Genomic DNA, 22685 nt, shown 5'->3' with positions numbered 1-22685 from the left:
TTATGCACATCCAGGTCGACGCGTGGGATCCCGCCTACGTGTCCCCCGACGGCGTCCAGCAGTCGAAGGCCAAGGTCGACGCCGGGATCGAGGTCCCGCTCGCCGAGTGGGGTCCGCGCGATCCGGTCGACACGACCGTTCCCACGTCGGTCCTGCTCGTCGACGGCGTCCGCCGCCTCGACGCGCACCTGTGGCTGACACCCGACGACAACGGCGAGGCGAGGCCGGGCATCTGCGCGTCCTACGCCGCCGGGGTCGTGCGCTGCTCGCCGGCCGGCGGGGCGAAGGTCGTGGCCAGCAGGGTGATGCACGGGCTGTTCACGTCCACCAAGGACGCGCCTTCGCTGCGTGCTCACCCCACGGCCGTCTACACCGCCCACCGGGTCGGAGAGGCGGAGACCGGCGACCTGGTCAACGCCGTGCAGACCCACCTGCGGGGGCTGGAGATCTCGGTGACCGACGAGGCCGGCGCCGGTGAGGACGAGCTGCTCATCGTCGACGGGCCGCTGCACGGCCGGGCCCACGTGCCGCGCGCGCTCGGCTACATCAAGTCCCACCGGGTGCAGTACCTCGCGCCGGAGCTGATCCGGGTGGTCAACTCGCTGGCCGCCGGGCAGCGCACGCCGGTGTTCGCGCTGGACACGTCGTGGGAGCGCTACAGCTGGTATCTGCGACTGCCGGGCGCCGACGTGCCGGCCGCCGGCCTGGTCCGGCTGGAGGCCTCGGTCGACCTGACCCTCGATCAGGTGACGAAGCTCGCCGACAGCTCCTCGCGCGTTCTGCCCCGGCTGGCCTCCACGCCGTACAAGGATCCCAGGGCGCCGCAGAACCTCACGCCGATCGCCGGCCTGGAGAAGCGCCTGCGGGCGCTGCTGGGCGATCAGCGGCTGCTTCAGCGCGGTCTGCGCGCGGCGGCTCGTTTACCTCGGGCATGAAGGAGGGCGGCACCTTTCGGTGCCGCCCTTTTTCCGTTCGCGCGAGGTGATCGGGCTCAGCCTTTGCGGCCGCTCCAGACCGCGCTCTCGGTGTAGTGGTTGTCGAAACGCTCCTGGGAGTCCCTGAGGTCCTGGTAGGTGGCCTCCTTGCGGGCGAGGCGGTCGAGAAGCCGGTAGTAGTCGAAGCGGTCGTTGCCGGGGGTGAAGACGACGAGGACGTCGGCCTCGTGTCCCGGGGCGGGTGCGAAGGCGTGCGGCGTTTCGGGCGGCACGACCAGGAAGTCGCCGGCGGAGAGGGTGACGATCTCCTCGCCGGTGAGCACCTGAAGCCGCCCGCCGAGGACGAAGAAGGCCTCGGTGGCGCGGGCGTGGAAGTGGGGCGGCGCGCCGAAGGATCCCTCGGTGAACTTCGAGCGGTTGGCGGTGATGGCGCCGCCGGTGGTGCCGGAGTCGGCGAGCAGGGTGATGATCGCGGCCGGGTCGCTGGTGAGGGTCTCGGCCTCGGTGGCGCGGGAGAGGGTGATGTCGGTCATCGCGGGCTCCTAATTCTCGATAGCTTCTATCCTGGATATTACGCGTCCTGAATATAGGCGTCAAGCGTCGGTCGCGTGACGCCTCCCACTCACCTGGTGGGCGCGGGGTTCGCCAGCGCCACGTTGATCCGGTTCCAGGCGTTGATGGTCGACACGGACATGACGAGCGCGGCCAGTTGTCCCTCGTCGAAGTGCCTCTCGGCCTCGGCCCACACCTCGTCGCCGACGTGGCCGCCGTCGGCGATGCGGGTCGCGGCCTCGGCGAAGGCGAGCGCGGCCCGTTCGTCCTCGGTGAAGAAGGGCGTGTCGCGCCAGGCGGCGACCGCGTAGAGCCGGGTGGCGGTCTCACCCGCGGCGGCAGCCTCGTGGCTGTGCATGTCGACGCAGAAGCCGCAGCCGTTGATCTGGCTGACGCGGAGTTTGACGAGTTCGAGGATCCGGTGCGGCAGTTCGCTGGCGCCGAGGTAGGCGCCGATGTCGAGCATGGCGCGGTAGCCCTTGGCGGCGTGCTCGGCGAAGGTGGGCAGGCGGCGGGTCATGGTCTTCTCCTTTTGCGATGTGTTCAGACGGCGAGCAGTACGACGAGGGTGGGCCCGAAGGCTCCCCCGAGCTGGAAGGCGAGGTTGAACAGCCCGATCGCGACGGGCCGCTGGCCCTCGGGGGCGGCTCGCATGGCGCGGACGCCGAGGACGGCCTGTCCTCCGGAACTGGCGAGCAGGGACAGGGTGGAGACGGCCAGCAGCAGTGGCGCCCAGGGCGTGACGAGGGCCAGGGCCAGGGCGAGGGTGCCGATGCCGACGAGGAGGGGCGCGATGAGCCGGTGGGGCAGGCGCGGGGAGATCGCGGCGAAGCCGAAGACGAGTGCCGAGCCGGTGATCATCGCGGCCATCTGGCCGGCGCCGATCGCGCCGGTCGACCAGGTGGTGGCGGCGCCGAGGAGCCTGGGGACGGCGAACAGCATCGCGAAGTAGGAGGTGGACAGCAGCAGGGTCAGGCCGCTGCTGACGAGGAACGCGGGGGTGCGCAGTAGCGCGGCCGGGACGAAGCCCTCGGGGTTGGCGCGGATGCGCAGTTCGAGCGGGACGGCGGCCAGCAGGACGCCGACGGCGCCGGCGAGGGGGTAGTGCGGGACGGCGACCAGGGCGGTGACCAGCACGGCCAGCAGCGCCGCGCCGGTGGCGTCGAAACGGCTGCCGGGGTCGGCGACCGAGGGGAGGTCGCGGCGCAGGACGGCGGGGACGGCCAGGAGGGTGACGGCCTGGACGGCGAAGGCGACGTGCCAGGACGCCGCGGAGGTGAGGGTCGCGCCGACGAGGGGGCCGGTCGCGCCGAGGACGCCGAAGCCCGCGGCGATGAGGCCCATTCGGCGCGGGGAGCCGCCAGCGAGGTTCATGGCGACGGCGACCAGCGCCGAGCCGCCGAGGGCCTGGAGGGCGCGTCCGGCGAGCAGGAGCGGGAGCCACGGGGAGAGTGCGGCCAGAACGGTGCCCGCGGCGGTGAGACCGCTGCCGGTGAGCAGGACCGCGCGGATGCCGCGACGGCGGACGAGGCCGCCCATGAGCGGGGTGCCCAGGGCCATGGCCCAGCCGAAGGCCGACACGAGCCAGGAGACGGTGGACAGGGACACGGAGAGGTCGGCGGCGAGGGTCGGCAGGATCATGGCGGGGCTGTTGGCGCTCAGGGCGAGCGGTGCCGAGAGGACGACGAGCCAGACGGCGGGGACGGTGGCGCGGGCGGCGCGTGGGCGGACGGCCGCCGGTGCGATCGCCATGGGGCGGGTGATGGTCGCCATGTCTGTTCCAAACTGTGTAATCAGGATCTGGAATGTCCAGAATCTAAGCGAGGGAAAGGGCCGGATTCCAGCCCTTCGCTTATTCGGTGAGCCTCTTGCGGGTGCGCTCGGGCGCGTCGGGATAGGCGGCCTCGACCGAGGCCTTCACGTCGGCGATGGTCTGGCCGGCCAGTTCCCGGCGCCAGGCCAGATCCGCGCGTCCCATCGCCTGCGAGACCAGACAGACGGACCGGTAGTCCACATCCGGGTCTCCCCCGGGCCCTTTCCGCAGGATCTGCGTGCAGCGGAAGGCGTCCTCGGGACCTTCGATCGCGGTGACGACGTCCATGAGGCTGATCCGCTCGGGCGGGCGGGCCAGCCGGAAGCCGCCGCGCGGCCCCGAGATCGACGTGAGGATCCCCGCCCGGGCGAGTGCCTGGAGCTGCTTGTTCAGGTAGGCGGCGGGGAGGTCGTAGAAGGCGGCGAGCCGCGCGGCGGTCACCGCGCGGTCGGGGTCGACCCAGGTGAGATTGACGCAGCTGTGCAGCGCCCACTCGACGCCCTCGTTCATCTTCATAGTTCTAGACATTACATGTCCATGATCTCCGGTGCAACTCCCCCGCCGCGAGTCGCCGGGCCGACGCTCACTCCACTGTGGTTGGGTAGGGCGATGCAATGGGGACGCGTTCGCCGGATCACGGCACTCTCGATCGGTGTACTCCTTCTGGCGACCGCCTGCGCCGGGCAGACCGCCGAACTCCGGCCACCGGCCGCCGGCGCCGACTGGGGCGAGTGCGAGGACGTCGACCGCGTACGGGGCACCACGCTGGAATGCGCCATGATCACGGTTCCCGCCGACTGGAACGCCCCCGACAACGGCGAGAAGATGGAGATCGCGCTCCTGCGCGCCCGCAACGACCGCCAGACCGAGCGGATCGGCTCACTGGTCATCAACCCCGGCGGGCCCGGCGGCTCCGGCGTCGACTTCGCCGCCTACCTCGCCGATACGCTGCCGACCGAGATCCTCTCCCGCTTCGACATCGTCGGCTTCGACCCGCGCGGCGTCGGGCGCTCCACGCCCGTCGACTGCATCTCCGACGCCGACAAGGACGCCATCAACGGCTTCGCGCCCGACCCGGTGTCCGACGCCGACTTCAACGCGCTGGTCGCGCTCCAGAACCAGGCCGTCAGCGACTGCTACACCGCCTACGGCGACGGCCTCGCGCGCTACGCCAGCGTCCAGGCCGCCCACGACATCGACGCGATCCGCGCCGCCGTCGGTGACGAGAAGCTGACATACCTCGGCTACTCCTACGGCACCCTGCTCGGCTCGATCTACGCCCAGCAGAACGGCGCCAAGCTCCGCGCGGCCGTCCTCGACGGCGCCGTCGACCCCGGCCTCGACGACGTGGCCACCAGCGAGGGCCAGGCCGCCGCCTTCGAGTTGGCCTTCGACAACTTCGCCGCCTGGTGCACCGAGCGCGGCTCGACCTGCGAGCTGGGCCCGAACCCGCGCAAGTACGTCATGGACCTGCTAGCCAAGGCCACGACCAGCCCGGCGGTGTCCAACGGCCGCCAGGCCACCTCCGGCTGGATCCTGACCGCGGTCATCGCCGCCCTCTACGACGAGAGCGCCTGGCCCTATCTCTCGGCGGGCCTGTCCGAAGCCGCCGCCGGCGACCCCTCCCTGGTCTTCCAGATCGCCGACGGCTACGTCGGACGCTCCCCCAGCGGGGAGTACGACAACTCCACCGACGCCTTCAACGCGGTCAACTGCTCCGACGACGCCACCGTCGAGACCGCCGAGTCGGTCCGGGGCCTGCAGACCACGTGGCGGGCCTCATACCCGATGTTCGGCGCCCCGCTGGCCACCACTCTGCTGGCCTGCGCGCTGTGGCAGGCGCCACGCGACCCCTATCCGACGGGCGCCTCGACCGGCGGGCCTACAATCGTCGTGGTTGGTACGAAAGGCGACCCCGCGACGCCTTACGCCAACACCGCCAAACTCGCCGCCCAGCTGGGCACCGGTGAGGTGCTGACCTGGGAAGGCGAAGGGCACACCGCCTATCCCAAGACGCCGTGCATCGCCGATGCCGTCAACGGGTATCTGACAGACCTGACGGTCCCCCCACCCGGGACCGTTTGCCCCGCAAGGTAGACAACGCCTTCACGTACCGCAAGCGTCTATCGTGTGGCGAGTTCACGACCGACGGCTTGGGGGAGAAAACACGCCGATGACGAAGACCATCAACGGCCGCTACCGACTCGATGAGCGCATCGGCGCCGGCGGCATGGGAGAGGTGTGGCGCGGTGAAGACCTGACGCTGCACCGCACCGTGGCCGTGAAGATGCTGCACGCCAATCTGCGCGACAACTCAGAACAGCAGGCCCGCTTCGAGGCCGAGGCGCGCACGCTCGCCCAGATCCACCACGCCAACGTCGTCGACATCTACGACTTCGGGCAGAGCGAGGGCAGCGCCTTCCTCGTCATGGAGTTCGTGCCCGGCCGCTCGCTCGGGGACATCCTGCGCGACGAGAAGGAGACGATGACGGTCGAGCGGACCGCCGGCATCGTCGTCCAGGCCGCCCAGGCGCTCAACGCGGTGCACAAACGGGGGATCGTGCACCGCGACATCAAACCCGACAACCTGATCGTCAAGGAGGACGGCACGGTCGTCCTCACCGACTTCGGCATCGCCCGCACCGACATGTCGATGACGCTCACCGCCGACGGCACCGTCATCGGCACGGCCTACTACATGGCCCCCGAGCAGGTCTCCGGCGAGCGGCCGGTCCCGGCCAGCGACCAGTACTCGCTCGGCATCGTCACCTACCGCTGCATCGTCGGCGAGCTGCCCTTCGACGGCACCACGCCCATGTCGGTGGCCATCAAGCAGCTGCGCGACCCGGTGCCCGACCTGCCCGAGAGCACCCCGCCCGCGCTCGCGGCGGCGGTACTGCGCTCGCTGCGCAAGAAGCCCGAGGACCGCTACCCCGACTGCCTCACCTTCGCCAAGGCCCTCAACGGCCTCATCCCCAAGGGTGAGACCACCGCGTCGATGGCGGCGATCACGCCGCTGACCGACGCGCCGCTGACCAGGGTCATGCCCAAGACCGCCGCGCCCGCCGCGAAGACGACCAAGATCGCCGGCGCCGCGGCCGTTCCGGTCCGCACGCCGAAAGAGGCCAAGGCCGCGCTGCGGGCCGCCGCGGCTTCGCCGCCCGCCGCTCCCCCGCCGGCGCGCGTCGCCGGTTCCGGATCGGGCAAGAGCAAGACGCCGATCTTCCTGGCGGTCGCGGCCGCGGTCGTGGTCGTCGTACTGGGTGCCGTGCTGCTGTCGAACCTGGGCGGCGACAATGACGGGACCGGCGGCGACACCTCCGGGAACCTGGGCGGAGACCCCGGCACCAGCGAGACCGACAACAGCGGTGGCGACAACACCGGCGACGGCTCGAACGAGGGTGACGACAACACCGGCGACGAGAGCACCGACCCTGAGCACAGCGACAACCCCGACTCCGGGGGCGAGCCCTCCGATGACGGGGGCGACGAGGGCGGCGACGACGAGGCGACGGCCGAGGTGCCCCCGGTCTCTCCCCCCGGCTCCGACATGAACGTGCCCGACGCCCGCGCCTGGGTCGAGAAGCGCGGCCTCGCATTCAAGGTCAAGCTCGGCGACGGCGGCGACGGAACCAAGTGCACCTCCTACACCCAGGAGCCCGCCGCGGGCACGATGCTCAAACCAGGCGAGACGGTCGAGGTCTTCTACAACGAGGGCTGCAAGGACAAGTTCGACGAGCAGGGCATCGACTACTGATCCCGCCGTCCACCGTGGACTCGAACCGGGCGCGCCTTCGGGCCGCCCGGTTCTCCATGCCCGGCTAGCATCGGCGCGGTGGGAATCGTCGGAGATCTGTGGGCCGCCGGCCGGATGCCCTGAGACCGGCCGACCCCGCACTCGCCCGACTAGAAGGCCGAGCGCCCCGCGATGCCCAGCACCGGCAGGTAGAGGCGCTCGCCGTCGGCGGTGAAGCCGTCGTACTGGATGTCGAAGAGGTCGTCGATCCCGAAGAGCTTGAGGCCTTCGACGAGCATGTGCGCCGCGGCGGCCGAGTCGGCGCGGTTGCCGTGCTCGAAGGTCCTCGACCAGGTCGGCACACCGCCGCCGGGGGGCCGAAAGCCCAGGTCGGCCAGACGTCCGAGCCCGCCGCGATAAGGGTCGCGGACCGCGTCGGAGGCCTCGACCCGGATGGAGCCGTCCACGACGGTCTGCACGAAGCGGCCCGACCAGTCGTTGGTCCGCAGGATCAGCGTCGCCGCGGTGTCCATGATCGGCATGTCGCCGGCCATGTCGTTGATGCAGCCGGTGAGGCGGTCGGCGAACTCGGCGATGTCCTTGACGACCGGCTCGCCGGGAAGCTCGGTGTCGTCGCGGCTGTAGGCCCGCCAGCCGGAGGTGTCGCCGTGCACGATGTTGCGCCCTTCGAGGGCCTCCATCGCCTCGGTCGCCAGGATCCGCAGGCTCACTCCGCCGTAGAAGCGGCGCAGATGCAGTTCGAGCGTGGCGACCGGGTCGCGCCAGCGGACCCAGGGGCCGCCGTCGCCGCCGCGGATGTCGGGCTGCCCGAGGACTCTCAAGATCCGGCGCAGAACCTCACGGAATACGATCATCCGGTGTTCTTCCCCGGCTTTGCCGCGCTCGGCGGACTTCAGCACCATCAGCTCGATCGCGTAGTACTCCGCGTCGGTGTTGATGTTCGCCGACGACGGAACCATGTCCGCGAAGGCCGCGCCGGTGGTGTAGCCGGTCTCGGCGCGCAACGCCCCGAGGCCCTCCTCCCCGGCCTGGCCTCGGTGGAGTTCCCAGCCGAGGAACTCCATCGCCCGCACCAGATCGCCCTCGCGCCAGCGTCCGAAGTCAACACGACCGAGCCGGGCGATCAGATCGTCCAGCTGCTGGTCGGTCAGGCGCTTGGTACCGAGCATCTGCGCATCCTGCCATCTTCTTGTCGATCTTCACAGTGGCCCCGGACACTGGCCGCGACCGGGGTGAACCTTTAGGCTTGCCTAACCTCAATTCTCGTTTCGACCTACGCGATCTGCCACTTCGACGACCTTGGACGGTGTGCGGGTGAGTGCCCACGACCTCGAACGGCCGGACTCTCTCACCGCGCTACTGGGTGGGCGCCGCGGCGCGGTTGACGCCACGCTACCGCCTGCGGCCTTCGGAGTGGGATGGCTCGTCTCCGGCCACTCGATCGGGATCGGGGTCGTCTCCGCACTCGTCGTGGGTGCCATTGTCGCCGCATGGCGATGGCGACGGGGCACGCGCCCCCGCGCGGTCCTCATCGGACTACTCGGCGTGTGCGTCGCCGGACTCATCGCGATCTACACCGGCCGCGCCGAGGACTTCTTCCTCCTGCAGATCCTCAGCAACGGCGCCAGCGTCCTCGCCTGGCTCATCTCCATCGTGGTGCGCCGGCCCTTCCTCGGCCTGATCGTCGGCGCGGCCCTGGGACAGAAGACCCGCTGGCGTCGCGACCCCGACCTTCTGCGCGCCTACAGCCGCGCCAGTGTCGTCTGGGTCTTCCAGTACGTGCTGCGCCTGGCGGTCTTCCTGCCCCTATGGTGGGCCGGCCAGGTCGCCTGGCTGACCGCCGCCCGCGTGGTGATGACCTGGCCCCTGATCGCGGCGTGCCTGGCGGTCAGCTGGTGGGTGCTGCGCCGCTCACTGCCGCCGGACCACCCCGGCATCAGGCATCCGCGAGTGGACTGACGCACCGCCTGTCGTACCCTCCAAACAAGGTCGTATGAAACCTACAAAAGGAGGGCTCGAAGTGCCGAAGACCGAGAGCAGCGCCTGGCTCGCCCGCGACGCCGCCGCCGTCTGGCACCCGTTCACCCAGCACAGCCGCTGGCTCGACGACGAACCCACCGTCGTCGAACGCGCCGAGGGTCCCTGGCTCTACGACATCGACGGCAACAAGTACCTCGACGGCGTCTCCTCCCTGTGGGTCACCACCTTCGGCCACCGCGAACCGGCCATCGACGCCGCGATCCGCGACCAGCTCGGCCGCCTCGACCACGCCACCTTCCTCGGCGCGACGCACCGCCCGGGCATCGAACTCGCCGAGGAGCTGCTGGCCACCGCGCCCCGCGGCGACCGCGCCCTCGGCAAGGTCTTCTACGCCGGCGACGGCTCCTCGGCGGTCGAGGCCGCGCTCAAGATGGCCTACCAGTACTCCGTGCAGACCGGCCGCGCCAAACCCCTGTTCGTGCGCCTCGCCCAGGCCTATCACGGCGACACGCTCGGCTCGGTCAGCGTCGGCGGCATCGACCTGTTCCACGCCACCTACAAACCGCTGCTGCTCAAGACCGTCGAGGCTCCCTCCCCCGCCGACTTCGACCGTCGCGCCACCGGCGAGGCCGAAGCCGCCGCCGAGGCGGCCGCGGGCCTGGAGAAGGTCATGGCCGAGCACGGCGAAGAGGTCTGCGCGATCATCCTGGAACCGATGGTGCAGGCCGCCGCGGGCATCCTCACCTACGACGCCGCCTACCTCGCCGCGGCCCGCCGCATCGCCGACCGGCACGGCGCCCTGCTCATCTGCGACGAGGTCGCCGTCGGCGTCGGCCGCACCGGGCGCATGTGGGCCAGCGAGCACGCCGGGATCGTCCCCGACCTGCTCATCGCCGCCAAGGGCCTCACCGCCGGCTACCTGCCCCTCTCGGCGGTGCTGACCACCGACGAGGTCTACGAGGCCTTCCTCGGCGCGCCCGCCGAGGCCCGCACCTTCTTCCACGGGCACACCTACACCGCCAACCCGCTGTGCGCGGCCGCCGCGCTGGCCAACCTGCGGCTGATGAGGGAGCGCTCGCTCGTCGAACACGCCGAGAAGCTCGGCGACCGGCTCGGCGTGCTGCTGGCGCCGCTGGCCGAGCGCGAGGCCGTCACCGACATCCGCCGCCTCGGCGTGATGGCCGCCGTCGACGTCGCCGACAAGGGCGAGCGTGCCGGTGTCGCGGTGTGCCGCGCGGCGAAGAAGCGCGGTGTGTGGTTGCGGCCGCTGGGCAACTCGGTGGTGCTGATGCCGCCGCTGGCACTGCGCGACGAGGAGGCCGAGCTGCTGGTCGGCGCCCTCGACGAGGCCATCGCCGAGGTCTACGCGTGAGTTCGTGGTGGGACGTCCTCGACCGCAAGGCCGGCCTGCGCGCCAAGGCGGGGCTCACTCGGACGCTGGTGCCGCGATCGCCCGCCGACGGACTCGTGGACCTGGCGGGCAACGACTATCTCGGCCTTTCGCGGCATCCGGTGGTGCTCGACGCGGCTCGCGCGGCGCTCGACGCCTACGGGCTCGGGGCGACGGGCTCGCGGCTGGTCCGCGGTTCCACCGAGGCGCACGAGGCCCTGGAGGTGCGGCTGGGCGCGCTGCTGGGCGGTCCCGGCGGGCGTGGTCTGGTGTACTCCTCGGGCTATCTGGCCAATCTCGGGGCGGTGCGGGCACTGTGCCGCACGGGCACGACGCTGATCCGCGACGAGCACGCGCACGCGTCCCTTGTGGATGGTTGCGGCCTCGCCGGGCTGGTGCCCGAGGTGCTGCCGCATTCGGACGTGGACACCCTCGACGCGATGCTGCGAGCGGCCTGCGGCCGGCACGCGGTGGTGCTGGTGGAGTCGGTCTACTCCGTCGACGGCGACCTCGCGCCGCTGGCCGCGCTGCACGAGGTGACCAGCGCGCACGGCGCGGTCCTGCTCGTCGACGAGGCACACGCTCTGGGCGTGATCGGGCCGGGCGGCGCGGGCGGTGTCGCCGCCGCCGGGCTGACCGGCGCGCCGGGACTGGCGGTCACCGCGACCCTGTCGAAGGCGCTGGGCGCCGCCGGGGGCGTCGTGGTGGGGCCGGCGGCGCTGCGCCGGCACCTCGTCGACACCGGGCGCACCTTCATCTTCGACACCGCTCTCCCACCGGCCGTGGCCGCCGGCGCGCACGCCGCGCTCGACATCGCCGTAGCCGACGAGGCCCTGCGCGCCGAGGTCCCCGCCCGGTCGGGCGAGGCGGCGAAGGCCCTCGGAGTCGCCGCTCCCGCCGCGGGCGTGCTCTCGGTGCCCGCTCCGGGCGCCGCCGAGGCCGTGGCCTGGGCGGCGCGCTGCCGGGACGCCGGCGTGGCCGTCGGCTGCTTCCGGCCGCCGTCCACACCGGACTCGACCTCCCGGCTCCGGCTGACCGTCAACGCCGGGATCGACCGCACCGACTTCGAGCGCGCCCTCAAGACCATCGCGGAGGCACGGCCATGACCCCACTCATCGTCACCGGCACCGACACCGGAGTCGGCAAGACCATCGTCACCGCCGCAATCGCGGCCACCGCGCAGTCGGCCGGGCTGCGCGTCGCCGTCCTCAAACCGGCGCAGTCGGGAGGCGACGACGACGCCGGCACCGTCGCCCGCCTCACCGGGATCACCGACGTCCGGGCGCTGGCCGCCTACCCCGACGCGCTGAGCCCGCTGGCGGCGGCGCGCGCCTGCGGCGCCGCTCCCCTGCCGATGACCGAAGTGATCAAAGCGGTCTACGCCACCGAGGCCGACGTGCTGCTCATCGAGGGCGCCGGCGGGCTGCTCGTCCAGATGGGCGAGCGCGGGTGGACCGTGGCCGACCTGTGCTCGACGCTGGGCGCGCCCGCGATCGTCGTGGCCCGGGCCGGTCTGGGGACGCTCAATCACACCGCCTTGACCCTGGAGGCCCTCGACGCGCGCGGTATCGGCGCGCACGTGGTGGTCGGCGCGATGCCGTCGGAGCCGGAGGCCGTGCATGAGACGAACCTGGTCACGCTCGCGGAGATGTCGGGCGGGCTGGCCGGTGTCGTCCCGGAGAACGCCGGGAGGCTGTCGCTCGCGGAGTTCAGCGCCGCCGCTCCGGGCTGGCTGACCGGGGCGCTGTACGGGACTTTGTGATCACGAGGGCGTCGGGCATGCGGAAGGACATGTTGTCCGGGCAGTCCGGCGCCTTCACCACTTCGGCGCCGCGCAGCAGTGGCGCCGCCTCGGCGACGACCACGGCCGACTCCATCCGGGCCAGGTGCGCGCCGAGGCAGCGGTGGGCGCCGGCGCCGAAGGCGAGATGCCGCCGGGATCCGCGCCGGCCGGGCGTGAAGTCGCCGCTCGCGGCCTGCCGTCCGGCCGCGCCGAGCCAGAGCAGGACGCTCTCTCCGGCGTGGACGCGCAGGCCGCCGAGTTCGGTGTCGCCGGCCGCGACCCGCCGCCAGCTGACGATCGGCGGTACGAGCCGCAGTCCTTCCTCGACGACGTCGGCGACCTCGTGGCGGCCGTCGGCGAGGCCGTCGCACACGTCCGGCTCGGTTGCCAGGCGGTGCAGGAGGAGGGTCAGGAACTGCGAAGTCGTCTCCTGGCCGGCGACGAGCAGGAAGAACAGCGCGGCGACGACCTGGTCCTCGCCGCCAGGGCCGCAGTGCGCGCGCAGGTCGGCGACGAGCCCTTCCGGCGCGGTGCGCGCCAGTTCGCGCAATCGCGCGTGGTGCTCGCCGACGATGTGTGCCAGGCGCTCCTGGCGCGGGGTGTCGAGGGGCGCCCAGAACAGTTCGAGGGCGGCGCGGGAGAAGGCCTTGACGACCGCGACGTCCTGCGCGGGCATGGAGATCAGCCGGGCGAGGGCGAGCAGGGGCAGGTCGGCGGCGAGCGTGTCGTAGAGGTCGACGGTGCCGCCTTCGCGCAACCGTGCCGAGAGGCCGGCGACGCGGCGGCGGACCACGCCGGTCAGCCAGGGGCGCAGCGCGTCGACGCGTGCCGGGGTCATGGCCTCCCCGACGATCGCGCGCAGGGCGGGGTGCGTGTCGGTGCCGTTGTTGGCGAGGGTCGCCGGCAACCGGAAGCCGTTGCGGGACAGGACCCGCAACGCCGCCACCGGGACGGGGGTGACCGCGTCCAGCGCGTTGTCGGGGGCGAAGGCGGCCTGGTCGTTGAGGACCCGGCGGACGAGGGCGTGGTCGGCGACGACGACCTGTCCGCCCTGCCGCCAGACCGGGGCGGCGGCCTCCCGCTCCCAGAGCCGGTGCAGCGTCACGGGCGCACGGTGACCGGCCGGCCCGGCTCGGGCAGGGGGTCGCCTGCCAGGCGGGCGTGCATCTCGGTGTCGAAGCGCACGCCGTCGTGGACGAGCTTGCCGCGCTGGCGGCCCTCGGCGGCGTATCCGGCGCGGGTGGCGACCTTGCAGGAGGCGGGGTTGTCGAGCCGGTGGCCGAGTTCGAGCCGGTGGACGCCGAGGCCGTGCGCCCAGGCGGAGGCGCCGCGCAGCGCGTCGGTGGCCACCGCCTTGCCGCGCACCTCTGCGTGGGTGGCGTACCAGACCCAGGCGTTGTCGTGCTTGTCGATGTTGGTGACGCCGATCGATCCCCAGGGCCTGTCGTCGGGACCGGCGATGGCGAAGGCGTATCCGTTGTCGAGCCCCTTGACCCACTCGATCCAGGCCCGCGCGCCCTCGACGTCGTCGAACTGAGCCTGCGTGCGCATCAGCGGGTCGTGGTGGAAGGCGTGGAGGAGCGGGGCCTCCTCGACCCGCCAGGGGCGCAGGACCAGGCCGCTCAGATCGTGGGACATGCGCGAAAGGTTACCGGCGACGGTCGTCAACGACCGCCGCCGCCGGGCTGCGGCAGCCACGAGCGGTAGGTCTCCCAGAGGTTGCGGAGCATGAAGACCTTCTCGTCGAAGTGGGAGTCGGCGGCGAAGACCCGGCCGGTGTAGGGCGCGCGCATGCGCAGCGTCCGGCCGTCCTTCAGGTAGATCACCGGCACGGTCCGGGTGCCGCGCCGCTCGGGGCGGATCTCGACGATGCTCGTCCAGGGCGCGTACCCGGCGGCGGCCCGCCCCACCGCGATCGGGTGGACGCCCGACTCGTCGACGCTCGCGCCGCTTCGGTAGGCCAGCGGCATCGCGAAGGCCGCGCCGAGCAGGAAGCCCGCCGGGATCGGCAGGAAGTCCGGCGGCTCGACGGTTCCGGCGAACACCTCCCACAGCAGGAAGAGCGCCGCGACCGCGGCCACCAGGACACCGGCGAACAGTCCCCGCCCGCATACCTGTCTCCAGGTCGGGCGGAAGTACAACGACGTGCTCCCACCTGCCACGGGCCGCCTCCTGACACGTGCACACCCTTGTGGTTTCGGGTGATCGTCCCATGTGGTCGGCGCGAATGTCCCCGTTCAGTGGGTAATACGCCACAAGGGTGGAGGCCGGACTCACCCGGGTGTGGCGGTTCGGGGGCGGCGGACCGCCCCCGTCGCCTCACACTCGCGCGGATTCGCCCGCGTGGAGACGCATCGCCGCCTCCGCCGGATAGTCCGCATAGCCTCGGGCGCCGCCGATGTAGACGCTCGGCTCGTCGACCGGGGCGAGCGCGGCGCCGGTGGCGAACCGCAGCGGCAGGTCGGGGTTGGCGATGAACAGCCGCCCGAAGGCGACCACGTCGGCCAGTCCTTCGGCGATCATTCGCTCGCCCTGTTCGCGGGTGGTCGCCTCGGCCGGGTCGTAGTTGCCGATGAGGGTGCCGTTCCAGCGCGGTCGCAGGTCGGCCAGCGCCGGGTAGGCGCTCTTCTCGCTGATGTGCAGGTAGGCCAGGCCCAGGCGGTCGACGGTGTCGACCAGCGGGCGGGCGGTGGCCGCCGGGTCGGCTTGGACGAGCCCGTTCTCGGGGTTGCCGGGCGACAGGCGCAGTCCCACGCGGCCGGCGCCCACCGCGTCGGCGACGGCCTCGGTGATCTCGACGGCGAGGCGGATGCGGCCCGTCGCGTCGCCGCCGTAGCCGTCGGCGCGGAGGTTGGCGTTGTCGGAGAGGAACTGCGAGATGAGGTATCCGTTGGCGCCGTGGATCTCCACGCCGTCGAAGCCGGCGTCGACGGCGAGTTTCGCCGAGGCGGCGTAGTCGGCGATCGTGCGGTCGATGTCGGCGAGGGTCATCGCGCGTGGTGTGACGAAGGGGGCCTTGCCGTGTTCGAGGTGGGTCTGGCCGGGGGCGGCGACGGCGGAGGGCGCCAGTGGCGCGTCGGCGTCGGGGTTGAGGGTTGGGTGGCTGAGGCGTCCGACGTGCCACAGCTGCGCGAAGACGCGGCCGCCGGCGGCGTGCACGGCGGTGGTGACCGGCTTCCACGCCTCGGAGTGCTCCCGCGAGGCCATGCCGGGGATCCACGGGCCGCCACGGCCGTGCCAGTTCGGCCACAGCCCTTCGGTGACGATGAGCCCCGCGCCGGCGCGCTGGGCGTAGTAGGCGCCGGTGAGGGCGTGCGGTAGGCCGGCCAGGTCGCCTCTGGCGCGCGACATCGGGGCCATCGCGACGCGGTTGGGCAGGTTGAGGTGGGCCGAGCGGTAGGGGGTCAGCAGCGGCGAGGGAATTATTTGCTCATACATGTAAGTGACGATAAAGCCTCACACCGACGTGAGGGTCAAGGTAGTATCCGTCACATGCGGATCGGGGAACTGGCCGAGCGGACCGGCGTGAGCATCCGCTCCCTGCGCTACTACGAGGAGCAGGGTCTGCTCAAGCCCGCGCGCGGCGCCAACGGCTACCGGGACTTCTCCGCCGAGGACGTCAACCGGGTGGCGCGCATCCAGCTGCTGTACTCCGCGGGCCTGCGCAGCTCCTGCATCAGCGAGGTACTCGGCTGCGTCAGCGGCGACGGCAGCGAACCCTACGCCGAGCCCGCGCCCGACCTGGTCGCCGAACTCACGACCGTCCGTGAGCGCATCGTCCGCCAGATGGGCGAGCTCGGCGACTCCCTCGTCGTCCTCGACCGCATCCTCGGCGCCGCGCACGGGCCCGCCGGGGTCGGCCGGTCGTAAGGACCGGCGCGTGCGCGGCGACGTACTGTCGTAGGCATGACCGAAGATCCGTGGCGCGCGAAGCTCACCCCCGCCGAGTTCCAGGTCCTGCGCCTGGGCGGCACCGAACCCGCCTTCACCGGCGAGTACACCGACACCGAGACCGAGGGCGTCTACGTGTGCCGGGCCTGCGGGAGCGAGCTGTTCACCAGCGGTACGAAGTTCCACAGCGGCTGCGGCTGGCCCTCCTTCGCCGACGCCGACCCGGAGAAGGTCCGCCTCATCGAGGACCGCTCCCTCGGAATGGTGCGCACCGAGGTGCGCTGCGCCAACTGCGACTCGCACCTCGGGCACCTGTTCAAGGGCGAGGGCATCGCGCCCAAGGAACTGCCCGACCAGCGGTACTGCATCAACTCGATCAGCCTGCGGCTGCACGAGAAGGAATAACGGCCGGGTTCACCCGACGGCGAACACCTCGGTGAGGGCCTCCTCGCGACCCGCCGAGCGCAGCAGGTCCGCCGCCGCCGTCGCGGCGGCGGACACCGCCCGCCTGATGGGCCAGTCCGCCGGCGGAGAGTTCTCTCCCAGAACCGACTCGGCGTAGGCCCGCGCGTCCTCGGTGGCGTAGGCGACCTCCGCGTCGCCTTCAGCGAGCCGCGCGGCCGCGAGGACCCAGGTACGGGCCCGTTCGAGCGCGGCGGGCTCCATCCGCGGGTCGGCGCCCGCGAGGTCGGGGAAGTCCGCGGCCAGGTCCCCCGCCGCCACGGAGTCCATCGCGGCGACGAAGGCGAGCGTGTGCAGCCGGATGGTGTTGTCCCCGTCGGTGTCGTCGTCGAGGAGCACCGTGCCGTGCATGGACGGGTGCGCGACCAGCTCGACGGCCAGGTGACCGGGCGCCCGGATGCCGGCGGAGGCGCGCTGCGCCAGGTCGGTGGGGATGAGCCGGGCGGCGGCGCCGATCACCGCGAGCACCGCGAGGATGGATCCCGCGCGGTCGTCCTCGGCGGTGATGACCGCCTCCAGGGCGTCGTTCATGTCGTCGTAGGGATCCTCGCGGGCGCCGCCGTCGCGCTCGGTCTCCTCCAGAGCCGCGGCGAACTCGCGCAGCGAGGTGCGCAGGACCTCGGGCAGTTCGGAGGCATCGACGGCCGCGGCCGTCGGTTTGGCGCCGGCCATGATCAGCGCCGAGCAGGTGAAGAAGTGGAAGGGCGTCGGGTCGTGGACGAACACCTCCCGGAAGCCCTCGGCCTCGCCCATCGCGTCGAGCAGGGCCGGATGCCGAATCGCCGTCCACACCAGGGCCAGCGCCGTCGAGGCGGAGTAGATCTCCTCCTCGTCGTGCTCCCCCGAGATTTCCAGGCGGCCGGTCTCCCACGCGGCGTAGGCCGCCACGACGTCATCGTCGCCGAGCGCGTCGAGCACCCGCCAGGCGCCCTTGACCTCCGACAGTCCCGAGGCGAGCGTGGCCAGCGTCCGAAGGCCCGCCCACAGGAGTTCGCGGACATGGTGGAGACGGCGGGTGCGGTGCTCTCGGTCGTCGTCGGCGTCGACCGGGCGGCGCCATTCGAGGCCGTGGTCGGCGGTGAAGTAACTCAGCAGCTCGTGGCCGCGGACCTCGTCGTCCTGCCACCCGGGCTCCTCGGCGGCGGCCATGCCGCGCGCCCTGGCCAGCAGGTCCTCGGCCAGGTCGAGCTCGCCGCTGCCCCGCACCACCAGGCGCGCCTTGCCGTCCTGGCGTGCCTCTAGGCGCGCCGCGCGCACGACGAGCATGCCCAGCTGGGTCACCAGGTCACGGTCCCAGGGCTGTTCGGCCGCACCGGCGACCACGTCGGCGGCGTCGAGCGCGCCCTCCGGCGAGGCGGGGTCCCACAGCGACGGCAGCGCCGAGACGATCAGGTAGCGGGCGCACAGCGCGCGCAGCTCCTCGCTGAGCAGGTCGGGAAGAGGGCCGGCGGCGAAGGCGATCTCGTCGGTGAACGGCGGCAGCCAGTTCTCGGCGTCGAAGGGCTCGTCGAGCGGAGCGATGTTGAGCTTGCCGACCGAGTACTCCAGCAGCCCCGGGCTCCACGTGACGACGTGCCGCGCGAGCGAGGCGGCGGCCAGCGCGGCCGCTTCGAGCCCCACGTCGGGCAGGACCACGACAACGAAGGCGCCGCCGGGGTAACCGAGGACGCGATAGTCGAGGACCGTGTCGGTGTCGCCTTCGGCGGCCTCGGCCTCCACGTCACGTTCGATGGGCGGCGAGCGCCAGCCCTCCTCGACGGCGGCCAGGACCGCCTCGGCCACCGCCGTTCCCTCGTCGTCGCTTCGGGGACCGGTGATCTCGATCTCGCACAGGTAGGGCATCGGGCTCCTCCCCCACACTCCGACGAGCGGGCACGATCGTGATTATTCCCGACCGGTGCCGCGCGGAGGGTCCGGCGCGCGCGGGTGAGTGATGCCCCACGCCGTCGGCGGCGGTGAAAACGGCCGGGACCCGCCCTTGCGGGTGGGTCCCGGCCGCCGGGCGATCCGGCTCAGCCGCCGTTGGTCGGCTGGTACTCCGGCGCGGCCTCGGCGAAGCGGGCCGGTCCGGACAGGCGGCTCACCACGTTGAAGAACCGCTCGCCCATGCGGGCGCGGGCGGCGTTCAGCGGGTGGGTGCTGCCGTAGTTCTCGGGGTCGCTGTCGGGCAGCGTGGCGAAGATGGAGTAGGTCAGGATCGGCGCGCCGGCGGCGTCGAAGACGATCCCGGCCTCGTGGCGGTCGTTGTCGAGCCACCCGGCCTTCGTCGCGATGCGCATGCGGTCATTGGTGGACAGGTTCAGGCGGATGCCGTCGGTGAACGCGATCGGCGAGCGCAGCAGGTTGAACAGGAAGGTCGTCGCGGTCTCCGAGAGGAGCTGCCCGCGGATGTGCGCGGAGAAGAGGTCGTGCATCTCGCGCGGGGTGGTCCAGCCCATGAACATGCGGTTGGGGTTGGAGCCGGGCTCGACCTGGGTCTTCGGGAAGCCCTTGGCGACCATGATCTCGTTGATCTCCAGGGTCGGCGCCTTCAGTCCGGAGAGCCGGACCGAGGTGTCGCAGGAGATGGTGAGCAGGTTGGCCAGGGCGTGGCCGACCGTCACATGACTGGGGTACCAGCCGTCGAAGCGGAACATCCCGTCCCCACCGGGGATGATGATCTCCTGGGTGACGTCGATCAGGTCCGTCATGGCGATCAGGCCGCGGTCGGCCTTGTCCAGCACCGCCGTGGCGATGGCGATCTTGTTGACGCTGAGGGCGTCGACGACCGTGTCGGACTCGTCGGAGACGGCGACGTGCTGGTTGCCGGCGGAGTCGGCGACGGTGATGTGGGCACGCCAGGTCCCACCGGCGACCGCGCTGTGCCGCTCGTAGATGCGGCGAACGCGCTCGCAGGCCTGGCTGACGCTCGTCGCGGGCGAGATCTCCTCGGCGGTCTCCCCGGCTTCGAGGGCCGAGGCGCCGGTCGCCGCGGCGACGGCGCTCCCGCCGGCGAGGACGGTTCCGGCGGCGACGGCGGTGCCGAAGCCCAGCGCACCCCTACGGTTGATCTTCGGTGACACGTGTGTCCCTTTCGGTTGAGTGGATCAAACATACAGATGGCCCGCACCGCTTCTTTGGTTCGCTGCCGGCGCGGGTTTTCTTGTCCGGGAACAGAAGTCGGCGACCGGCACGCCCTGCCTCATCGACGCAGAACCCACTGTCCCGTCGGCCGCCGAAAGCGGCCTTCCGGCGGATGACGATCCATTGTGGACACGGCAAAACGGAGACCCACCGGGGCGGACGCCGCCGCCCCGGTGGGTCTCCGGTCGTGTCTGTTGTGGCTAGCGGGCGAGCGACCCCATCGGGTCCCACGCGGGCAGCACGATCGGCTCGGTGTCCAGGCCGGCGGCGAGCTCGGCCGGGAGGGCGGAGCGGCGGGCCGAGATCTCGAACACGTACTCCCGGAACCAGTCGGAGGTCATGGTCCAGTAGCCGCTCTGGGCCTTCTCGTCGCCCCAGCTGTTCTCCACGCGCCAGCGGACCGGCTCGTTGTCGCGGACGTCGACGCCGGTGAAGAGCATGGCGTGCGTCATCGCGGTCTCCTGGTAGTGGAGACGCTGGGCCTTGTCGAGGTCGAAGTCGGTGTCGTACAGCGACTCGTAGTCGAAGAGCTTGGTGTCCCAGATGCCCTCGTCGCCCGACATGTGCGGGCCGACGTCGCAGCCGAACCAGACCGGCTCGCCGTCGACGATGGCCTTGGCGGCGATGTCGGCGATCACGTCGATGTCGACGTTGAGGTAGACGACGCCGGGGGCGTCCACGACGTTGCCGAGGCGGTCGACGGTGTAGGTGCGGCCGTACTCGTGGCGGGGGTCGTGCACGAGGCAGACGTACTCCTCCAGCGGCAGCGTCACGTACTTGGCGGCGAACTCCTGCGGCGTCAGCTCACCGTCGCGGTGGAACTCCTTGTCGGAGTCGATCCACTGCCAGTTGAACGACGCCGGGGGCGTGCCGAGGTGGATGCAGAGCACCCGGTGCACGACCTGGAGGATCTCCTCCTTGGTCTCGCGCAGGGCCTCGATCGCCGCGCCGGTCGCCGACTGCTCGCGCAGGCGCAGCGCGCCCTCGCGCAGGACCTTGCGCAGGACGTTGTTCATCTCGCGGGTGGCGGAGGAGGCGTGCGTCTCGGGCATCACCGACTTGGGGACCAGGCCGTGCTTTTGCACCAGGGCGACGAACATGTTCCACTGGCCGCCGTCCTCGGCGGCCGTGGCGAGCACCTTGTGCAGGGTGCGGTCCTCAAGGTCGCGGTCGGCCATGTCGATGACCTGCTCCAGCAGGTAGTTGGCGCGTTCGATCTTGTCCCAGAACATGATGTGGTTCTGGGAGAACTCGAAGTCCTTGAGCTTCATGGCCGCCATCGCGCCGGGGCGCAGCAGGTTGAGGCCGGCGAACAGCCAACAGCGGCCGCTCTGCTTCTGGTTGGTGACCTTCCAGTCGTCGAGGTGGTGGGACATCGTGTGGTCGACGCCCTTGGCCTTGACGTTGTCGAGGACAACGTTGTGCAGGGAGGTCTTCGCGACCGCGTTCTGGGCCACCTTGTAGGCCCGGTTGGCGGTGAACTCCTTGTGTAGCGCGTCGAGTTGCGACTGTGTGAGCGCTGCGTCCATCGGGTGGCTCCTTGCGGATCGCGTGTGTTGGATCTTGTGAGGCTGGTAACGAGCTTTCTGGCACCCTAGCGCTTACGAGTGAGTAACGGCGAGGGCGAGATCATGCTGTGACACGGTGGTGACCTGGTCGTTCGCGAAGAGTTTCACTGACTTGACCTGGCCCTGCGACGCTACTTCGATTGTGCTGTCATGTGCGGATGACGACGATCCACAGCGCGCCTTTCAGTGAACTCGACACGTCCCTTCTCTACGCGTTGCTGCGCCTTCGCGTCGATGTCTTCGTCGTGGAGCAGAAGGCCGTCTATCCCGAGCTCGACGGCCGTGACACCGAACCCGGCACTCTGCACGTGTGGACCGAGGACGGCGGGCGGGTGACCGGATACCTGCGCGTGCTGTCCGACGCCGACGGAGTGGCGCGCATCGGGCGGGTCTGCACGGAACTCTCCGCGCGTGGGACAGGCGTCGGCGGCCGGCTCATGGCGGCGGCGATGGAGGCGATCGGAGCCCGCGAATCTGTCCTGGACGCCCAGACCTACGCCCGGGACTTCTACGCGCGCTTCGGCTACGAGGACGCCGGAGCCGAGTACCTCGACGAGGACGGCATCCCGCACATCCCGATGCGCCGCCCGGCGACCCCCTGACCGATCCCGATCATCCGTTCACGGCTCGTAGCATCGATCGCCTTGCGTGAGAACCCCTCGACACTATCGGTTCCATCGAAATCCTTTGTAGGTTTCGGGCGCCGACTTCGCCCCGGCAGGGCGCCTTCCCACATACAACGGAGACCGTCTTTGTGCCCTCCCCACAAGGAAGCGTAGACGAGTGCGGCCGAATGTGGCATCAGCCGAATATGGTGCCTGCTGCCCCACAACCCTTTCAACAAAGACAAAAGGAAGTTATGAGTCACCTCGCACGACGCGTTCTGTCCACCGCCGCCGCCGTCTCGATCGTCGGCGCGGCCCTGGCCGGTTGCGGTCTGACCGGCTCCGACACCGGTGCCGGGACCGGTACCGGGGCGGGCTCGGACGACAGTCCCTCGCTGGACTGCTCCGACCTCAAGGAGCAGGTGGACGACAACGCTCCGAACGCCACGGCGTCCTTCGACGAGTTCGAGCCCGAGAAGATCCTCGCGCTCGCCTCGTGGGCCGCGGCCAACGGCAAGGACTTCGAGGACCCCGACCTCGGGACCCGGGTCACCACGTGGGGTGAGGAGACCCCGCAGATGGAGGAGTACGAGAAGGCCGTCGAGGCCGAGGACTACGACACCATCGAGAAGCTCGAGGCCGAGGGCATCGACGACAAGGCGGTCGACGCCTACGAGGACAACTCGAACAAGATCGACGACTCCTGCCCCGGAATCGGTTTCGGAGTGCTCCCCGTCTGATCGGCTCCGCACCGGCCGCCCACCACCGGCCACCGCGGACAGCGCGAAGGCCCCGGGTTGCTCGACCCGGGGCCTTCGCCCGCTTC

General features: G+C 71.2%; 23 protein-coding genes. 11 read left to right on the top strand and 12 right to left on the bottom strand.

From position 1 onward, the window contains the following. Window positions 1–2: 2 nt before the first annotated feature. Window positions 3–935, top strand: a complete 933-nt coding sequence (locus AB0I28_RS11690; protein ID WP_357492210.1) for a hypothetical protein — start codon at window positions 3–5, stop codon at window positions 933–935. A 56-nt stretch (window positions 936–991) separates the two neighbouring features. Here AB0I28_RS11690 and AB0I28_RS11685 read toward each other — a convergent pair whose 3' ends face one another. From AB0I28_RS11685 to AB0I28_RS11670, 4 genes are all read right to left on the bottom strand, one after another. Next, a complete protein-coding gene (locus tag AB0I28_RS11685) occupies window positions 992–1468 on the bottom strand; it encodes a cupin domain-containing protein (protein ID WP_357492208.1) in 477 nt (158 codons plus the stop codon). An 89-nt stretch (window positions 1469–1557) separates the two neighbouring features. Continuing rightward, the gene (locus tag AB0I28_RS11680; protein ID WP_357492206.1) at window positions 1558–2007 is read right to left on the bottom strand and encodes a carboxymuconolactone decarboxylase family protein; all 450 of its coding nucleotides are present in this window, start codon (window positions 2005–2007) and stop codon (window positions 1558–1560) included. 23 nt (window positions 2008–2030) lie between these two features. Then, window positions 2031–3260: an MFS transporter gene (locus AB0I28_RS11675; protein ID WP_357492204.1), complete on the bottom strand. Its 1230-nt coding sequence runs from the start codon at window positions 3258–3260 to the stop codon at window positions 2031–2033. 79 nt (window positions 3261–3339) lie between these two features. Then, window positions 3340–3816 carry an Rrf2 family transcriptional regulator gene (locus tag AB0I28_RS11670; protein ID WP_357492202.1) on the bottom strand — a complete coding sequence of 159 codons (477 nt, stop codon included), beginning with the start codon at window positions 3814–3816 and terminating at the stop codon, window positions 3340–3342. Between the two features lie 93 nt (window positions 3817–3909). Here AB0I28_RS11670 and AB0I28_RS11665 point away from each other — a divergent pair, with 93 nt between their 5' ends. Together AB0I28_RS11665 and AB0I28_RS11660 are read left to right on the top strand one after the other, a co-directional pair. Then, window positions 3910–5397, top strand: a complete 1488-nt coding sequence (locus AB0I28_RS11665) for an alpha/beta hydrolase (RefSeq protein WP_357492200.1) — start codon at window positions 3910–3912, stop codon at window positions 5395–5397. Window positions 5398–5473: 76 nt separating this feature from the next. Continuing rightward, window positions 5474–7057: a serine/threonine protein kinase gene (locus AB0I28_RS11660; RefSeq protein WP_357492198.1), complete on the top strand. Its 1584-nt coding sequence runs from the start codon at window positions 5474–5476 to the stop codon at window positions 7055–7057. A 149-nt stretch (window positions 7058–7206) separates the two neighbouring features. Here the strand turns inward: AB0I28_RS11660 and AB0I28_RS11655 are convergent, their stop codons facing one another. Continuing rightward, on the bottom strand, window positions 7207–8226 hold the full coding sequence (locus tag AB0I28_RS11655; protein ID WP_357492196.1) for a hypothetical protein: 1020 nt from the start codon (window positions 8224–8226) through the stop codon (window positions 7207–7209). 145 nt (window positions 8227–8371) lie between these two features. On the opposite strand from AB0I28_RS11655, the gene AB0I28_RS11650 reads away from it, so the two are divergent. The 4 genes from AB0I28_RS11650 (at window position 8372) to bioD (ending at window position 12189) form a co-directional block, all read left to right on the top strand. Beyond that, window positions 8372–9016, top strand: a complete 645-nt coding sequence (locus AB0I28_RS11650; RefSeq protein ID WP_357492194.1) for a DUF3159 domain-containing protein — start codon at window positions 8372–8374, stop codon at window positions 9014–9016. A 61-nt stretch (window positions 9017–9077) separates the two neighbouring features. After that, on the top strand, window positions 9078–10409 hold the full coding sequence (bioA, locus tag AB0I28_RS11645) for an adenosylmethionine--8-amino-7-oxononanoate transaminase (protein ID WP_357492192.1): 1332 nt from the start codon (window positions 9078–9080) through the stop codon (window positions 10407–10409). Next, window positions 10406–11533 (top strand): aminotransferase class I/II-fold pyridoxal phosphate-dependent enzyme, encoded by a 1128-nt coding sequence (locus AB0I28_RS11640; protein ID WP_357492190.1) that lies wholly within the window; start codon window positions 10406–10408, stop codon window positions 11531–11533. The genes bioA and AB0I28_RS11640 overlap by 4 nt, the downstream gene beginning before the upstream one ends. Next, entirely contained in the window at window positions 11530–12189 is a 660-nt protein-coding gene (gene bioD, locus AB0I28_RS11635; RefSeq protein WP_357492188.1) for a dethiobiotin synthase, read from the top strand. The genes AB0I28_RS11640 and bioD overlap by 4 nt, the downstream gene beginning before the upstream one ends. Here the strand turns inward: bioD and AB0I28_RS11630 are convergent. The 4 genes from AB0I28_RS11630 to AB0I28_RS11615 all read right to left on the bottom strand — a co-directional run bounded on the left by AB0I28_RS11630 (window position 12137) and on the right by AB0I28_RS11615 (window position 15648). After that, the gene (locus AB0I28_RS11630) at window positions 12137–13309 is read right to left on the bottom strand and encodes a cytochrome P450 (protein WP_357493260.1); all 1173 of its coding nucleotides are present in this window, start codon (window positions 13307–13309) and stop codon (window positions 12137–12139) included. The two genes, bioD and AB0I28_RS11630, sit on opposite strands and share 53 nt — an antisense overlap. Before the next feature lie 2 nt (window positions 13310–13311). Then, window positions 13312–13848, bottom strand: coding sequence for a GNAT family N-acetyltransferase (locus AB0I28_RS11625; RefSeq protein ID WP_357492186.1), 537 nt, complete (start codon window positions 13846–13848; stop codon window positions 13312–13314). Window positions 13849–13874: 26 nt separating this feature from the next. Continuing rightward, window positions 13875–14372: a hypothetical protein gene (locus tag AB0I28_RS11620; protein WP_357492184.1), complete on the bottom strand. Its 498-nt coding sequence runs from the start codon at window positions 14370–14372 to the stop codon at window positions 13875–13877. Between the two features lie 157 nt (window positions 14373–14529). Next, a complete protein-coding gene (locus tag AB0I28_RS11615; RefSeq protein WP_357492182.1) occupies window positions 14530–15648 on the bottom strand; it encodes an alkene reductase in 1119 nt (372 codons plus the stop codon). A 54-nt stretch (window positions 15649–15702) separates the two neighbouring features. Between AB0I28_RS11615 and AB0I28_RS11610 the strand changes: the two genes are divergently transcribed. Together AB0I28_RS11610 and msrB are read left to right on the top strand one after the other, a co-directional pair. Continuing rightward, window positions 15703–16080 carry a MerR family transcriptional regulator gene (locus AB0I28_RS11610; protein WP_357492180.1) on the top strand — a complete coding sequence of 126 codons (378 nt, stop codon included), beginning with the start codon at window positions 15703–15705 and terminating at the stop codon, window positions 16078–16080. 36 nt (window positions 16081–16116) lie between these two features. Next, window positions 16117–16506, top strand: coding sequence for a peptide-methionine (R)-S-oxide reductase MsrB (msrB, locus tag AB0I28_RS11605; protein ID WP_357492178.1), 390 nt, complete (start codon window positions 16117–16119; stop codon window positions 16504–16506). Window positions 16507–16515: 9 nt separating this feature from the next. Here msrB and AB0I28_RS11600 read toward each other — a convergent pair whose 3' ends face one another. The 3 genes from AB0I28_RS11600 to AB0I28_RS11590 all read right to left on the bottom strand — a co-directional run bounded on the left by AB0I28_RS11600 (window position 16516) and on the right by AB0I28_RS11590 (window position 21215). Next, complete coding sequence (locus tag AB0I28_RS11600) at window positions 16516–18405, bottom strand: hypothetical protein (RefSeq protein ID WP_357492176.1); 1890 nt, start codon at window positions 18403–18405, stop codon at window positions 16516–16518. A 170-nt stretch (window positions 18406–18575) separates the two neighbouring features. After that, a complete protein-coding gene (locus tag AB0I28_RS11595; protein ID WP_357492174.1) occupies window positions 18576–19625 on the bottom strand; it encodes a serine hydrolase in 1050 nt (349 codons plus the stop codon). Window positions 19626–19886: 261 nt separating this feature from the next. Beyond that, on the bottom strand, window positions 19887–21215 hold the full coding sequence (locus AB0I28_RS11590; protein WP_357492172.1) for a C1 family peptidase: 1329 nt from the start codon (window positions 21213–21215) through the stop codon (window positions 19887–19889). A gap of 197 nt (window positions 21216–21412) precedes the next feature. Here AB0I28_RS11590 and AB0I28_RS11585 point away from each other — a divergent pair, with 197 nt between their 5' ends. Beyond that, window positions 21413–21856 carry a GNAT family N-acetyltransferase gene (locus tag AB0I28_RS11585; RefSeq protein WP_357492170.1) on the top strand — a complete coding sequence of 148 codons (444 nt, stop codon included), beginning with the start codon at window positions 21413–21415 and terminating at the stop codon, window positions 21854–21856. A 257-nt stretch (window positions 21857–22113) separates the two neighbouring features. After that, window positions 22114–22599 carry a hypothetical protein gene (locus AB0I28_RS11580; RefSeq protein ID WP_357492168.1) on the top strand — a complete coding sequence of 162 codons (486 nt, stop codon included), beginning with the start codon at window positions 22114–22116 and terminating at the stop codon, window positions 22597–22599. Window positions 22600–22685 lie beyond the last annotated feature (86 nt).

The organism is Phytomonospora sp. NPDC050363 (assembly GCF_040655735.1).
GTDB lineage: Bacteria > Actinomycetota > Actinomycetes > Mycobacteriales > Micromonosporaceae > Phytomonospora.
This window is presented reverse-complemented; position numbering and strand designations above follow the sequence as displayed.

Excerpts from the sequence above, each read along its gene's own strand:
- AB0I28_RS11670 (WP_357492202.1), bottom strand. The coding sequence starts at position 3,816 with ATGAAGATGAACGAGGGCGTCGAGTGGGCGCTGCACAGCTGCGTCAAT.
- AB0I28_RS11665 (WP_357492200.1), top strand. The coding sequence starts at position 3,910 with ATGCAATGGGGACGCGTTCGCCGGATCACGGCACTCTCGATCGGTGTA.
- AB0I28_RS11590 (WP_357492172.1), bottom strand. The coding sequence starts at position 21,215 with ATGGACGCAGCGCTCACACAGTCGCAACTCGACGCGCTACACAAGGAG.
- AB0I28_RS11585 (WP_357492170.1), top strand. The coding sequence starts at position 21,413 with ATGACGACGATCCACAGCGCGCCTTTCAGTGAACTCGACACGTCCCTT.
- AB0I28_RS11685 (WP_357492208.1), bottom strand. The coding sequence starts at position 1,468 with ATGACCGACATCACCCTCTCCCGCGCCACCGAGGCCGAGACCCTCACC.
- AB0I28_RS11610 (WP_357492180.1), top strand. The coding sequence starts at position 15,703 with ATGCGGATCGGGGAACTGGCCGAGCGGACCGGCGTGAGCATCCGCTCC.
- AB0I28_RS11655 (WP_357492196.1), bottom strand. The coding sequence starts at position 8,226 with ATGCTCGGTACCAAGCGCCTGACCGACCAGCAGCTGGACGATCTGATC.
- AB0I28_RS11690 (WP_357492210.1), top strand. The coding sequence starts at position 3 with ATGCACATCCAGGTCGACGCGTGGGATCCCGCCTACGTGTCCCCCGAC.
- AB0I28_RS11615 (WP_357492182.1), bottom strand. The coding sequence starts at position 15,648 with ATGTATGAGCAAATAATTCCCTCGCCGCTGCTGACCCCCTACCGCTCG.
- bioD (WP_357492188.1), top strand. The coding sequence starts at position 11,530 with ATGACCCCACTCATCGTCACCGGCACCGACACCGGAGTCGGCAAGACC.
- msrB (WP_357492178.1), top strand. The coding sequence starts at position 16,117 with ATGACCGAAGATCCGTGGCGCGCGAAGCTCACCCCCGCCGAGTTCCAG.
- AB0I28_RS11680 (WP_357492206.1), bottom strand. The coding sequence starts at position 2,007 with ATGACCCGCCGCCTGCCCACCTTCGCCGAGCACGCCGCCAAGGGCTAC.
- AB0I28_RS11600 (WP_357492176.1), bottom strand. The coding sequence starts at position 18,405 with ATGCCCTACCTGTGCGAGATCGAGATCACCGGTCCCCGAAGCGACGAC.
- AB0I28_RS11675 (WP_357492204.1), bottom strand. The coding sequence starts at position 3,260 with ATGGCGACCATCACCCGCCCCATGGCGATCGCACCGGCGGCCGTCCGC.
- AB0I28_RS11625 (WP_357492186.1), bottom strand. The coding sequence starts at position 13,848 with ATGTCCCACGATCTGAGCGGCCTGGTCCTGCGCCCCTGGCGGGTCGAG.
- AB0I28_RS11580 (WP_357492168.1), top strand. The coding sequence starts at position 22,114 with ATGAGTCACCTCGCACGACGCGTTCTGTCCACCGCCGCCGCCGTCTCG.
- AB0I28_RS11660 (WP_357492198.1), top strand. The coding sequence starts at position 5,474 with ATGACGAAGACCATCAACGGCCGCTACCGACTCGATGAGCGCATCGGC.